The sequence below is a fragment of the Flavobacterium sp. CF136 genome, from assembly GCF_000282055.1.
Lineage (GTDB): Bacteria > Bacteroidota > Bacteroidia > Flavobacteriales > Flavobacteriaceae > Flavobacterium.
In genome coordinates this window covers 32,970-47,905 of the sequence record NZ_AKJZ01000102.1, presented here as the reverse complement: position 1 = coordinate 47,905, position 14,936 = coordinate 32,970, and the positions used below count along the sequence as shown (strand labels likewise).

The window sequence follows — 14,936 nt, the reverse complement described above, 5'->3', positions numbered from 1 at the left end:
AGTAAGATACCAAAAACAAATCTTGATATGAAAGAAGTAGAAAATGATTTTATTAAATTTTGGATAGAAGATAATATTCTATATTCTCAATTTAAAAAACCAACTGATGGTACTATTGAAAACATAAAAGCTATAATTGATTTACGCACTAAAATATCAGATAATAAAAAGCAATATTGGTGTTATGATTTTAATGGAATTAAATCATATGATAAAGATGCACGTGATTATGCTGAAAAAAATGGGCAGGAACACTTAGCTGCATGCGCGGCAGTATTAAATTCTCATATTTCAAAATTTATCCTTAATGCATTTATGACATTGAAAAAACCCATAGTTCCTTTAAAAGGTTTTACCAAAAAAAACGAGGCAGTTAATTGGCTAAACGAATTAAAGAAAAAAAACGAACAGATTTAATCAATCGGAATTAGTTACCATGAAAAAGAAAGCGATTGAATGGCTTTGGAAATAAAAGCAAAAACAAACAAAAAGTAAGTTTTTAAAATTGTTGCTTTTTGACAACTTTTTCCTAAAAAAATATGTAAATTAGTTAGATAAAATGAAACTATAAATTAAATGACTAGACTAGAAGAAATATTAGCTTTAGTTCGTTCAATCAATGCAGATGAGTTTCAAGAACAGGTTACAACGGGAAATAGTTTAGATGATGTTCATAAAGAGTTACTTTTTTTGGCTGAAAAAATTGAATCTAAAAAGAAAAGAACCGATGTTATCATTGAACATATCTCAAATTGTTATGCCGGAGATTTTTTTAATTATTTACCTATCTCAGAAAATCAGGATGAATTAGATGTTTTCTGCATGGGATTTAATACCTACATTGAAGAACTAAAATCAGTGATGGTTTCTAGGAATTTATTAAAAACTACTAATAAAAAACTAGTCGAAGAAAAGAAACGTTCTGAACAATTAGCCATGGCAAGAGATGAATTCCTGTCAAGTATGAGTCATGAAATTCGTACACCACTTAACGGTATTTTGGGATTTACGGATTTATTGTTAAAAAACCCTTCTTTAGATGCTGACAGTAAAAAGCAATTAGACTATATAAAAATGTCAGGAGATGTTCTTCTTGTGATTATCAATGATATTTTGGATTTAGCAAAAATTGAATCGGGACAAATTACACTCTATGAAAAACCCTTCGATTTATCAAAACTGATTCAGCTGATTTACGATACTTTTTCTACTAAAATAGAGGGTAAAGCGATAGATTTTAAAATTGAAATTGATGAAAAAGTTCCTGTAATACTTAATGGTGATTCTATTCGGGTTTCCCAGATATTATTTAATTTGATTAGTAATGCCGTAAAATTTACCCCTGTAAAAGGGAAAATCAGGTTAAAAATTAAATTTGATAATGAAGACGAAGAGTTTCATTATATAAAAGTGACTGTAAAAGATTCCGGAATAGGAATTCCTTCGGATAAGATAGGTGTTATTTTTGATCCATTTATTCAATTAACCAATGATACGGCAAGAAAATATGGAGGCACAGGATTAGGATTGACCATTATCAAGAAAATTATTACTATTATGAATGGCGAAATCCATGTGAAAAGTAAAGTTGATGTTGGTACGAAATTTACAGTAAACTTACCTTTTGCGAAAGAAAATACTAATTCAGTAGATTTAAATTTAATTATAGATAAAGATAAATCGGCCATTTTTGTCAATACCAGCGAAAGAATAAAAGTCCTTTTAGCAGAAGATAACCATATTAATCAAATTTTGGTACAAAAACTGCTTTCAAAATTTAATTTTGAATGTGTTACTGTAGAGAATGGTAGTTTAGCGGTTGAGGCAGTTATTCATGAAAATTTTGATGTTATTTTGATGGATATAATGATGCCGATAATGAATGGATATAAAGCTGCTTCGATCATCCGTAATTTGAAAGACAAGACAAAAAAAAATATCCCAATTGTAGCATTAACAGCAGTTGTGACAGGCTCTGTTATTGAAGCTTGTTCTTCTGTAGGAATAGAGAAATATTTGTCCAAACCTTTCGAGTCAGAAGAGTTGTATAATATTATAACCGAATTAGTTCATAAATAAGATAATATTTAAAGTAAATAAATAGTAATATAATAGTAATGAATTTAAAAAATGCACAATTAGACGTCGATACCTGGATCAAAGAACACGGCGTTCGCTACTTCAACGAACTCACAAATATGGCCCAGCTTACCGAAGAAGTAGGTGAAGTTGCCCGAATTATTGCGCGTCGCTACGGAGAACAATCAGAAAAAGAAAGTGATAAAAATAAAGATCTAGGAGAAGAATTAGCCGATGTGGTTTTTGTGGTTTTATGTTTAGCGAATCAAACCGGAATCGATTTGCAGGCTGCTTTTGATAAAAAAATGGATTTAAAGTCCGTTAGAGATAAAGACCGTCACAAAAACAACGATAAATTAAAATAATTGTGAAATATTAATGGTGAATTTTGAATTATGAATGAGGAGTGGTAAATTGCGCGCTCGAATTATGTTACCCATATTCGCAACTCATAACTAAAATCATGAATTTAAAATTAAGCACGAATTCACAATTCACAATTGACAACTCACAATTAAATATTACAGGATCAAAAAGCGAAACCAATCGGTTATTGTTACTGAAAGCTTTATTTCCAAATATCACTTTAGCAAATACTTCTAATTCGGATGATAGTGAAGTCATGCAAAAAGCTTTGATTGGCCATGACGAAATTGTAGATATACATCATGCAGGAACTGCGATGCGTTTTTTAACAGCCTATTTTGCTGTAAATGAAGGCAGAGAAGTAGTAATGACAGGTTCCAGCAGAATGCAGGAGCGTCCGATAAAAATTCTGGTTGAAGCTTTGGCACAATTAGGAGTTGATATATCGTATGAAAAAGAAGTTGGTTATCCGCCAATTCGAATCAAAGGAAAAAAAGTTACAGCTTCAAAAGTAAGTTTAGCAGCAAATGTAAGCAGTCAGTATATTTCAGCTCTTTTATTAGTGGCTTCAAAATTGAAGAATGGTTTAGAGCTTACTTTAGAAGGCGAAATTACCTCAATTCCATATATCAAAATGACTTTGGCTTTGCTAAATGATTTAGAGATCAAAACCAGTTTTGAAGGAAATGTAATTAAAGTTTATCCAAAAGCTGATGTTCCTTCAAAAGAAATGACCGTAGAATCAGATTGGAGTTCGGCATCATACTTTTTTAGCTTAGTGGCTTTATCTGATGCAGCTTCGATTACATTGAGCAGTTATAAAGAAAATAGTTTACAAGGGGATTCTGCTTTAGTTTCTATTTATGAGAAAATGGGTGTTCAGACTACCTTTCAAAATAATAAAATGACTTTGGTAAAACAAAAGGATTTTAAATTTGAAGCAGTTAATTTTGATTTGAACAATACGCCGGATATTGCACAAACAATTGTAGTTACTTGTTTAGGTTTAGGGATTGGATGTCATTTAACAGGCCTTCATACACTTAAAATTAAAGAAACAGACAGACTTGAAGCGCTTAGAATCGAACTGACAAAATTAGGTGCAAATATTTCGGTTACTAATGACAGCTTAACTTTGGGACTTTCTGATACGATTAATCCTAATGTAAAAATTGCTACCTATAATGATCATCGTATGGCAATGGCGTTTGCTCCTTTAGCGACCAAAGTGCCTATTATTATCGAAAATGCTGAGGTAGTTTCAAAATCATATCCTGATTTTTGGGATGATTTAAAAGAATTAAACTTCGAAATTTCAGAATTGTAATTTGTTTAAACCATATAAGAAATATAAGTTCATTTAAACTGAATGTCTAAAAAAGAGCTTAGAGTTGTATAGCCTCCAGTTTTAACTGGAGGTTTTTTTGTGATCTTTTTTTTCGGCTTTAGCCAAATAATTACGTTTTCAATTCTTAAAGAATCCAAATTAAATGAACTTATATTTCTTATATGCTGAAAAAAGACAATAAACTTCATTTTTAATCAACCCAAACCATCAGTAAATCAACGACTTTTGAAAATAAACAACAAAACACTTGACAACGCCTGTCTCACAATCGTATATTTGCACACGATTTATAATTTTAGATATAAAAATCTAAATTCTACATTCTAAAATCAACAATTCAAATATGAAATTATCACATTTTCAGTTTAATTTACCGAAAGAACTTTTAGCCGAATTTCCAGCAGAAAACAGAGACGAATCACGTTTAATGGTTATTGACCGTAAAAAACAAACCATAGAGCACAAAATGTTTAAAGATGTTATCAATTATTTTGATGATGGAGACGTTTTAATTCTTAACAACACTAAAGTTTTCCCTGCACGTTTGTATGGAAACAAAGAAAAAACAGGAGCAAGAATTGAGGTTTTCTTATTAAGAGAATTGAATTCAGAGCAACGTCTTTGGGACGTTTTGGTTGATCCGGCCCGTAAAATCAGAATTGGTAATAAACTTTATTTTGGTGATGACGATTCGTTAGTTGCTGAGGTAATTGATAATACAACTTCTCGTGGCAGAACTTTACGTTTCTTATACGATGGATCTTACGAAGAATTCAGAAATAAACTGACAGAACTTGGAGAAACTCCAATTCCAAAATACATCAACCGTGAAGTAACTCCGGAAGATGCCGAAAGATATCAAACTATTTATGCTAAAGAAGAAGGAGCTGTTGCCGCACCAACTGCAGGGTTGCACTTCTCTAAACATCTTTTGAAAAAATTAGAAATCAAAGGAGTAAATTTTGCTGAGGTAACATTACACGTTGGTCTTGGGACTTTTAATCCGGTTGAAGTTGAAGATTTATCTAAACACAAAATGGATTCTGAGGAGCTAATTATTAAACAGGAAGCTTGTGATATAGTAAATGCAGCCAAAGCAAATAAAAAGCGTATTTGTGCAGTAGGAACTACTTCGATGCGTGCCATTGAAAGTTCTGTATCCTCTCAAAGTACTTTAAATCCTTATGAAGGCTGGACAAATAAATTTATTTTCCCTCCTCATGATTTTAGTATTGCAAATTGTATGATTACAAATTTCCACACACCAAAATCAACATTGTTAATGATGATTTCAGCATTTTGTGGTCACGATTTAATGAAAAGAGCATACGATGAAGCGATTAAAGAAGAATATAAATTTTATTCTTACGGAGATGCAATGTTAATCATCTAAGCTAAAAAACATATAGATTTAAAAAACCTGTCAGTGATGACGGGTTTTTTGTTTTAAAATTAGGGCGTATTACGGGCTATTCATTACAAGTTTTGCAATAAAAACCAAGTAATACAAGCACTTAGGAAGCTTCCATTGGTCGCTTCCTCGTTGCAGTATCATCGCAAAAGCTTTCCATTTCTATCCCTAACGCAAAATATAAATTCCAAAGAGCAAAGGAAAAGAGTAAAATCCGTTTTCATCCGCGTTTTCGCAATAGCGAATCTGTTTCATCCGCGTATCAATTTTTATTTTAACAACGCCCGAACCTGAAACTTGAAACCTGAAACAAAAACAAACTTTTAGAGCATTTTTTGTTATTTTTACCGCACAAAACAAAAACAATGATTTTTCAAAATACACGTGAGTTTGCACAACAACTCGATTCAGAAGACATTTTAAATCACTATCAGGACCAATTTATTTTTCCTAAAGTAAACGACAAACGCGTTATTTATTTTACAGGGAACTCTTTGGGTTTACAGCCAAAACGAACCAAAGCTTATGTAGATGAAATAATGGATGACTGGGGAAATCTTGCCGTTGAAGGTCATTTTTATGCTGAAAAGCCCTGGTGGGATTATCAGGAAAGATTTGCAGGACCATTGAGTAAAATTGTTGGTGCCTTACCTTCAGAAGTTACGGTGATGAATACTTTAACAGTAAATCTTCATTTGCTGATGGTTTCATTTTATCAGCCAACAGCAACACGTTATAAAATTATCTGCGAAGAAAAAGCATTTCCTTCAGATCAGTATATGTTTCAAAGTCAGGTTCATTTTCATGGTTACAAACCAGAAGATGCAATTGTAGAAATTAAACGTCGTGAAGGCGAACATAATATTCGTCTGGAAGATGTTTTGGCAAAAATTGAAGAGGTTGGTGATGAATTGGCCCTGGTTTTAATTGGAGGAGTAAATTATTATACAGGACAGGTTTTTGATATAAAAACCATTACCGCTGCCGGCCAGAAAGCAGGCGCAAAAGTAGGCTGGGATTTAGCGCATGCCGCAGGAAATATTAAATTAGAACTTCATGATTGGAATGTAGATTTTGCCGCTTGGTGCAGTTATAAATATATGAATTCAGGACCAGGAAATGCTTCCGGCTGTTTTGTGCATGAAAAACATCATAATAATCCCGATTTACCTCGTTTTGCAGGTTGGTGGGGACATAATAAAGAACGCCGTTTTAAAATGGAACCAGTTTTTGATCCGGTTAATGGAGCAGGAGGCTGGCAAATTAGTAATTTGCCGGTACTTTCATTAGCACCATATTTAGCTTCGGTTGAAATGTTTGCTGAAGTTGGAATGGACGTGTTGATTGCAAAAAGAGATAAAATTACTTCTTATCTTGAATTTATTTTACACGAAATCGATAAAGAAGTAAATAGTAGTTTCGAAATTATCACACCTTCCGATCCGAATGAAAGAGCTTCTCAATTATCTGTTTTTTTGCATGGGGAAGGAAGAAGTTTGTTCGATTATTTAATGAAAAACGGAGTTATTACAGATTGGCGAGAACCTAACGTAATTCGTTTAGCTCCGGTTCCGTTGTATTGTTCTTATGAAGATATGTATGATTTTGGTCAAATTCTTAAAAAAGGAATTCTCGGAAAATAATTGTCAATCATCTAATTCTGTAATCTTTTAACTAAATCATATAACACATCTGCAATATCTTCTGGTTTACTTTGTATAGGTTATAATTTAAAAGCCAGCAATCATGAAAGTATTATATGTATTATTAGCGGCCTTGAGTATCGTGTCTTGCCAGAATCAGGATAAAATGGATATTAATAAAGCGAAACAAGCTAGTATTGATTCGATGAAAGTTGAAATTAATAAACAAAAAGTTATTGATTCTATGAAAGTAGAGATGGCTAAATTGGAGAAAGAAAAAGAGGATGCTAAAGCTGAAGCTCGAAAAGTGGTTATAGTAAATCATCAGGCTGATGGGACAGCAACGACAACAACCAAAAAGAAAGGCTGGAGTTCTACTGCTAAGGGAGCTGTAATTGGTGCCGGAGTTGGTGCTATTACCGGAGCTGCCATTAGCAAGAAAAAAGGTGAAGGAGCTATAATTGGCGGTTTGGCCGGAGCCGGAGTTGGTGCCGGAACAGGTGCCATTATTGATGGCAGCAAGAAAAAAGAATAGACTCAATAGTTAAATATAAAAACCCCGGATTAAATTTAATTCGGGGTTTTCAGTTTTAGAGATGTTCGGGAACTTTAATTCCTGTTAGTTCAAGTTTATAAGAATTAAATTGTTCCTTAATCTGTTTGAGGTCAGTCTTAAAATATATAGTTGATTCAAATAAATTTTGATAATATTCAATACCTTCAAAAAGATTAGATTTAAAAGTATTCCATTTTTTTAACTGATTAGAAGTAACTTCTTCTGAGATATTTTCGATTTCATTCCTGAAATAATCCAAATACATTTTTAATTCTTTTACCAATACATTTGGACGATTTAAAGTTCTCAAAACAGATTTGTTTCCATAGATATGTTGCAGCATTTCTTTTAATGAAACTTCCTGATCAAAATAAGCCATATTTGGTCCAGGGCAAATCACAACACCTTGTGCCTGACCTTTTATTTTAATATCATTTTCTAAGTAAGAAGCATTGGCCAAACCTACACACAAACAGGATTTCTCTGTAATTTGAGTTTTCGTTCTTTGATAAGCTGAAACTGAAATAGTATGTTTTGAATTTTCTAATTCGTTCAGTTTTATATCCTGATATTTTTTTGAAGCAGTACAAATTCCCGTCGGATCATATTCTTTGCTTAAAGCCAAAAAACGTTTCGGGCAAGAACTTCCGGCTTTATTTTCCTGAATCCGTTTTTGCTTTAAAACCTCATTTGTTGTTCCTCTTAAAGTGTTGAAAGGAACACCTAACGGCGAAATATGACTTAAATATAAATCTTCTTCTTTAGCATTTATCAATAATTTTCTTGTTTCCCGATCTACGGAAGTTGCCTCCGGAACTAATAAAAACGGAGTTCCCCATCCGACAGAATCAACCTGATATGTGTCTAATAGAAATTCATGTTCTTCTGAAGTTCCTACACCGCCCTGAACAGTGATTTTTGTTGCCAAAGGCTGTTCAGGAAAAAATATGTTTTTTTGCTGTAGCGCCTTAATCATCAATTCGTGGGATGAGTGTATCAGCTGTTCTTTTTTTTGCTTGAATTCTTCTAAAATAGTTCCTAATAATAATCCTTCGGTAGCAAATGCATGTCCGCCGCAATTTAATCCGGATTCGATACGATATTCTGAAACCCAAAGCCCTTTTTTAGCTAAAAAATTTCCCTGAATCATCGCAGATCTAAAATCGCTGACTTTAAGAATGATTTTCTTTTTTAGTTGATTGTTTTGATTTGGATAAAAATCAGTAAAATTTTCAAAATAACTGTAAAGTCTCGGATTCATTCCTGCAGAAAGAACAACAGAAGAATCAAGGTTACTATTTGCAAAACCTCTTAGGGCTGCATGGGCATCATTAAACTCAATTGGAAGCTGTGTTTTTTTATCGAAATTATCTTTGTCAAGTTTAGTCATAATATTTACATCAATAGAACCTGGAGAAAGATGTGATTCGATAAAATGCTGAATGTTTTCCCTGAAAGAAATTCCATCATCCAATAAATTCTGAAAACCTTTTTTAATGTCAGAAGTATTAGGCAGCATCGCCATAAAATTTTCTAAAGCAGCTTTGCTTTCCGCTAATTCTGTTTTAAAGCTTTCGAATTTCTGTTTTACAATTTTGTCAACTAAGTTTAAATAAGAAGTAATTCGTTCAGCTCGATAATCTTGTATTTTTTGACTGATTTCCTGATAGGGCTGATTGAATTTAGTACTGTAAAAAAGCCTCATTTTTTCAATTAAATCATCATCAGCGATTGAGATTACTGATGAAATGCCATATTGTGCAACTCGAATCGGACTGTCAATAGTATAAGCAAGCCCCATTACCGGAATATGAAAAGTGTGTAAAGATAATTTTGTCATTTGTTTTTAAATTGAAAAAACAAATGTTGTAAAAATATATATATCAAAATATGATATATGTCAGGTTTTAAAATAGTTGAAAATGCCTGTCGAAAAAAGCTTGCCGCGAATTACACGAATTGCCACTAATTTCTATTTGTAGTGACTTAAAAATAATTCGTAAAAACTCGTGTAATTTGTGACGAAAAACTATATCAAAATTTTCTTCAAAGATTCGGCTATACTACGCCATAAAAAATTATAAAATGATTTCTCCTGAATCCGGTCTAATTCAACCGATGCCTTTTTTGCTTTATCGTCCGAGTCATTTTTCAGGATTAAATTGGCAACAGCAGTTTTTAATTTTGCTTCTTTTTCCGGATTTTTCTTTTTGTAAAGTTTCACCTTTAAATCATCATAAACCAAAAACGCATTTCCTGTGGCGCTATTATCATTTCCATAAAAATTAAAATTGTATGTTTTAAAAGTTCCTGTAAAAGAGGTGTTTATGTAAGGTCTTGTGAATTTTGCAAGGGCTGCAACATCAAAATTAGAAACTCTTCCCTGAATGTGAAAGCTATCTTTTAAATCTAAAACATTAAAATTCCAATTAACATGCAAAGGCGAATTTTTCATGAACTGACAATCAATATTGATTTTTACATCGTTAGCTTTTTTTAATCCAAAACCACTTTGAATATTATTGGCCTGAAGATTAAAATGATCAAAAGTTAAAATCCCGGGACCTTTAGAAAAATCAATTTCCTCCTCATAAACCAATTTTGATTTTCGGATTTGCAAAGAATCAATTTTCATCGGAAATTTGATTCTTCGCAATAAAGCATTGTAGAGATATTTTTTGCTTAAATCGTCTTTTGGCATTTTGCTGCGGTAAATATTAGCATCAAAATGATCCATAACTACTGAGGAAGCGTTAAGGAAAAAACGATCATTTTTGAAACCCCATTTCAGATTATTGATATTGGCAGAATTTAATTTCAAAGTATAAATGTCTTTTTCTTTTTCAAGTTTTCCAATAAAAACTTTTCGGGAGTAAGCTGGTAAAACCGATAATTTATTGATTTTTAGAAAGTTGTTTTCGGTAATGATTTTGCCAATATTGATATGATAAAATGAACTTGGCTTGTAATAAAGACTATCACAAATCAAAGTGTATTTTTCATAGTGAAGCGGGATTTTTTCTTTCAGCGTTTCATCTGTAATTAAAATCCCTTCAAGCTTCAAAATGATTTTTTTGACATTTAGAATCGGTTTGTTTGTTTTTAATGAAACAACATCCACAGCTCCATCATTAAGATAAATGTTTGAAACGGCTATTATTTTTCGGAACGGTTCAATAATTTGGGTCTGAATACTTTTGCTGTTATTCAGAAGTTTTTCATTTTTTTTATATAAAATGATCCGTGGTTTATTTATGATTATGCTTTCGGCCTGGATAATATCATGAAAGGCTAAATCCCAAATATTAAAATGTTTGACAGTAACAGATTCAATTTTAGAGTAGAGTCCGTTTTTACTATCTTTAGGCTCGTTTTTTGGATGAACCAACAATGTCGTTGCATGGATATTTCTGGACCATAAATCCACTTCAATTTTTTCGTAATTGATGTGATATGCTGTTTTATTTTTTTCGTGAATGATAATTGGTAATTGTTTTTTTATCCAATAATTGAGACCAATATTGACTAAAATCACAAAAAGAAAGACTGAAATTACACCGATTGCTATTTTTTTATAGATTGACATTTATCGTATTGGTTTTAAATACATAAATTTAGACTTTTAAAAACGCTGTTTCTTATATGATTATATCTTTAAGTTACATCATTAGTTAATTCGGTTATTGTTTTATACTTTTTGAATATGAGAAAAATTAAAAAGATCCTATTGGTTTTATTACTATTAATCATTATCCTCGGAATAGGTTTGTGCGGTTATATATTTCATCTGAAACCTAAATATGAAGGGGAATTACAGCTAAAAAATCTACAGAAAGAAACGACTGTTTATTTTGATGATTTTGGGGTTCCTCATATTTATGCTGATTCTGAAAAAGATGCGATGACTGCTTTAGGATATGTTCATGCGCAGGAAAGATTATGGCAAATGGAATTATTACGACGTATTGCGCCTGGAAGATTGTCTGAGATTTTTGGATCGGTAGCGCTTAAAAATGATAAATTTTTCTCCGGAATTGGTATTGAAGAAGCTTCGGTGAAAGCCATATCCAAATTAGACAAAAACACCCTGAGTTATCAATTGACTATGGCATATTTAGATGGAATTAATCAATATCTAGAAGAAGGTGTTACGCCGCTCGAGTTTACTTTAGTGGGCGTGAAAAAAGAAAAATTTACGATAAAAGATGTTTATAATATTTTCGGATATATGTCTTTTAGTTTTGCAATGGCTCAAAAAACAGATCCGTTACTCACAGATATCCGCAACAAATATGGTGCTGAATATTTGAAAGATTTAGGAATTGAAGGAGAGTTCAATACAACACAGCTTAAAAGCTCAAAAGAAAATTTAGAAGAGTATACAACGATCGCAAAATCGGTAGCGGCTTTGTTGGATAAATCCCCGATTCCGCCATTTGTTGGCAGTAACAGCTGGGTGCTCGGACCAAATAAAACAAAAAGCGGAAAAGTGATTTTTGCCAATGATCCGCATATTGGATTTTCGCAGCCCGGAACCTGGTACGAAGCACATTTGGTAACGCCCAATTATGAATTGTATGGTTGTTATCTTGCTGGAACCCCGTTTCCGTTATTGGCACACAATCGCGATTATGCTTATGGTTTGACAATGTTCGAAAATGATGATATTGATTTTTATCAGGAAGTGAATAAAACGGGAGATTCAAATTTGTATCAGACGCCAACTGGTTTTAGTGCGTATGAAATCAGAAAAAAAACAATCAAGGTAAAAGATACTTCAGATGTGGTTTTGACTATTAAATCGAGTCGCCACGGACCAATTATGAATGGTTTACTGGAACGTTTAAAAAGTAAAAAACCAATCGCGATGTCATGGACGTATACACGGGAACCTATTCAGATTTTGGATGCTGTTTATGGGCTTTCACACGCTAAAAGCAAGGATGATTTCAGAAAAGCAGTTCAATTAGTTGCAGCTCCGGGATTGAATGTAATGTACGGCGATGCCAAAGGAAATGTAGCATGGTGGGCAACTGGAAAGCTTTACAAACATAATAAAGGCGTAAATTCTTTTTTTATTTTAGATGGTGCGAGCGGTAAAGATGATATTGTGGAATATTTGGATTTTTGTAAAAACCCATCTGCTGAAAATCCAAAATGGGGATATGTGTATTCGGCAAATAATCAACCGGAAGCGATTGACGGCTATCTATATCCGGGATATTATTTACCTGAAGATCGTGCTAAAAGAATCTCAGCAATATTAGAACCGAAATCTGATTGGGATAAAGAAGCAATTAGTAAAATGATTTATGATAATGTTTCACCTGTTGTAGCCGGCACTGTTAAAAGTTTGATTTCAAACGTAAATAATAGTTCGCTTTCTGCGGAAGAAAAACAAGCAATCACAGTTTTGAAATCATGGAACGGAACTCATAATATCGAAGATGTGGCTCCAACAATCTACACTAAATGGATTTATCTGTATTTGAAAAACACGTTTGAAGATGAAATGGGGGAAGATAATTTTAATTTGTTTTTAGGAACCAGTATCGGTAAACAAGTAATCGCCAGACAAGTCACAAATGAAAATTCGGTTTGGTGGGATAATATCAAAACTAAAAACATAAAAGAGACGAGAAGTGAAATTATTTCGGCATCATTTCATCAGGCGATTACAGCACTTCAAAAACAATTAGGAAACTCTGTTCCTGATTGGACCTGGGGGAAAGTGCATACCGTTGAACACGAACATCCGTTAGGAAAAGTAGCTGCACTGCGAAAATTATTTAATGTTGGGCCTTTTGCTGATCCGGGGTCAAATGAGGTGATTAACAATCAGTTTTTTGGGTATAATGATGATGGGAAGTATTATGTAAAAGGCGGACCATCAACAAGAAGGATTGTCGATTTTTCGGATATAGAAAACAGTTGGAGCATTTTACCAACCGGACAATCCGGAAATCAATTTAGTAAACATTACAACGATCAGGCAAAAATGTACAATGCAGGCAAGTTCAGAAAAATGAAACTTAACAAAGAAGAAATTATAAAGACTTCAACCAAACTGGTTTTGAAGCCGAAAAAATAAAAATTACAGGTTTCAAATTAAAAACCTCTTAACCTTTGCATCTCTGAACCTTAAAAAAGCGAGATAAAAGTTTTAAACTTTTATCTCGCTTTTTTATTTAGCCATTATGTATTTGCCCATAACAATATCTTTAGCATATATTTCCAGATTGGTACTAAGTGCCTTATTGGTAGTCATGATATTTGTAGTTTGGTAAATGCTGTCTTTTTGATATGCTTTTAACAGTGTTTCTAATTCTACTTCGTCATGAAACGCAAACATATTATAAACGGCATCTCTGAAGTTTTTAAAATTGATAGTTTCTGTTATTTCCATGGTTTTTTGATCATTCCATTTCTCTTTCGAAGCCGTTTCGTTTATTTTACTTAAACAATAATCAATAAAATACGTTTTGTAATTGGCAGCTTCAATGATTTTGTTGATTATAATTGTATTTTGTTGGGTTGGCATAGGTATTACTTTCGAATATGTTTGAGAAATACCAGGACATGAAATAAACATAATTAGTAGTAAAGCTAAAAAGGAATGCTTTTTTAAATTCTTCATAGATTATTTTCAAAATTGCTTATAGCTTTAATGCTATAAATTGGGTTGATCCGGGATTATAAAATCAGTTTTTTGGGCAGCGCTAAAATAGTATTTTTTGTTGAAAATGCTCAATTGTAAAATGACTTTCAAATAAAAAAAAACTTCGATAATTACAGTTTTTCATTTGTATCATCGGAGTTCACAGGATAACGATTATCATAAGAGGATTCGTCAGCTTTTGTTTTATTTTCTTGAGCTTCGCATTGCTTTTACGATTTTCAGGTTTTTATCTTTAGATAATTTTTGATATTCTTCAGTTTCCATTCCGAAAAGGGCAATTTTTCCGTTTTCATTATTATGAATACCCCAGCCATATCGCTTGGTTAAAGGTGAAGCACGCAAACAGGCTTGCCCTTTTGAAAAGAATTTTTCACGGGCTTCGTTATATTCTGATTTAGTTAAATCATTCCTGTCTGCAAAAACCTGAAACAAAACATCATCTGAAGAATATTTATAAGGATTACTGCTTATCATTTCAAACTCAATATTGGCAATAGTTTTTGCATTGCCTTTTTGTTTTGGAATTTCGCCACTCGTAGCAGGACTATCTTCTGCAACTTCTATAAAAGTGTTTTCGTAGTTTGTAGTGTGAACTTTCATCTGAATTTAGTTATAAATTGATAAAATATTATTTTAACCCGTTGGGTGTAATTCAAAACAGGTGTCATCCTGAGCGGAGTCGAAGGCTTTTTAGATGAAAGGGCTTTGACTCCGTCTCAGCTTGACAATGATTTCTGGAAATATGAAGATGTTTTACTCAAATTTATACTTTGATCTATTTGTTTTCATCAATTACACTTCAACGGATTATTTATACTAAAATAATGATTTCCAAATAAAAACTCCAATAGAAT

12 protein-coding genes are annotated in these 14,936 nt (G+C 32.6%); 8 read left to right on the top strand and 4 right to left on the bottom strand.

What is annotated here, in order from left to right; genetic code table 11:
* Window positions 1-27: 27 nt before the first annotated feature.
* The 7 genes from PMI10_RS20025 (at window position 28) to PMI10_RS19985 (ending at window position 7,382) form a co-directional block, all read left to right on the top strand.
* On the top strand, window positions 28-417 hold the full coding sequence (locus PMI10_RS20025) for a DUF7793 family protein (RefSeq protein ID WP_007811157.1): 390 nt from the start codon (window positions 28-30) through the stop codon (window positions 415-417).
* Between the two features lie 159 nt (window positions 418-576).
* Entirely contained in the window at window positions 577-2,079 is a 1,503-nt protein-coding gene (locus PMI10_RS20020) for an ATP-binding protein (protein ID WP_007811156.1), read from the top strand.
* 38 nt (window positions 2,080-2,117) lie between these two features.
* Window positions 2,118-2,444 carry a nucleotide pyrophosphohydrolase gene (locus tag PMI10_RS20015; RefSeq protein WP_007811153.1) on the top strand — a complete coding sequence of 109 codons (327 nt, stop codon included), beginning with the start codon at window positions 2,118-2,120 and terminating at the stop codon, window positions 2,442-2,444.
* A 98-nt stretch (window positions 2,445-2,542) separates the two neighbouring features.
* Window positions 2,543-3,772, top strand: coding sequence for a 3-phosphoshikimate 1-carboxyvinyltransferase (locus tag PMI10_RS20010; protein ID WP_007811152.1), 1,230 nt, complete (start codon window positions 2,543-2,545; stop codon window positions 3,770-3,772).
* 364 nt (window positions 3,773-4,136) lie between these two features.
* Window positions 4,137-5,186: a tRNA preQ1(34) S-adenosylmethionine ribosyltransferase-isomerase QueA gene (gene queA, locus PMI10_RS20000; protein WP_007811150.1), complete on the top strand. Its 1,050-nt coding sequence runs from the start codon at window positions 4,137-4,139 to the stop codon at window positions 5,184-5,186.
* A 383-nt stretch (window positions 5,187-5,569) separates the two neighbouring features.
* Window positions 5,570-6,847 (top strand): kynureninase, encoded by a 1,278-nt coding sequence (kynU, locus tag PMI10_RS19990; RefSeq protein ID WP_007811148.1) that lies wholly within the window; start codon window positions 5,570-5,572, stop codon window positions 6,845-6,847.
* Window positions 6,848-6,950: 103 nt separating this feature from the next.
* Entirely contained in the window at window positions 6,951-7,382 is a 432-nt protein-coding gene (locus PMI10_RS19985; RefSeq protein ID WP_007811146.1) for a glycine zipper family protein, read from the top strand.
* 55 nt (window positions 7,383-7,437) lie between these two features.
* On the opposite strand, the gene PMI10_RS19980 is transcribed toward PMI10_RS19985, so the two are convergent.
* Window positions 7,438-9,243, bottom strand: a complete 1,806-nt coding sequence (locus PMI10_RS19980) for a hypothetical protein (protein WP_007811144.1) — start codon at window positions 9,241-9,243, stop codon at window positions 7,438-7,440.
* Between the two features lie 189 nt (window positions 9,244-9,432).
* On the bottom strand, window positions 9,433-10,989 hold the full coding sequence (locus PMI10_RS19975) for a hypothetical protein (RefSeq protein ID WP_007811142.1): 1,557 nt from the start codon (window positions 10,987-10,989) through the stop codon (window positions 9,433-9,435).
* A gap of 117 nt (window positions 10,990-11,106) precedes the next feature.
* On the opposite strand from PMI10_RS19975, the gene PMI10_RS19970 reads away from it, so the two are divergent.
* Window positions 11,107-13,494, top strand: a complete 2,388-nt coding sequence (locus PMI10_RS19970) for a penicillin acylase family protein (RefSeq protein WP_035632448.1) — start codon at window positions 11,107-11,109, stop codon at window positions 13,492-13,494.
* 93 nt (window positions 13,495-13,587) lie between these two features.
* On the opposite strand, the gene PMI10_RS19965 is transcribed toward PMI10_RS19970, so the two are convergent.
* The gene (locus PMI10_RS19965) at window positions 13,588-14,040 is read right to left on the bottom strand and encodes a hypothetical protein (RefSeq protein ID WP_007811138.1); all 453 of its coding nucleotides are present in this window, start codon (window positions 14,038-14,040) and stop codon (window positions 13,588-13,590) included.
* A gap of 225 nt (window positions 14,041-14,265) precedes the next feature.
* Window positions 14,266-14,682 (bottom strand): DUF6157 family protein, encoded by a 417-nt coding sequence (locus PMI10_RS19960; protein ID WP_007811136.1) that lies wholly within the window; start codon window positions 14,680-14,682, stop codon window positions 14,266-14,268.
* Window positions 14,683-14,936 lie beyond the last annotated feature (254 nt).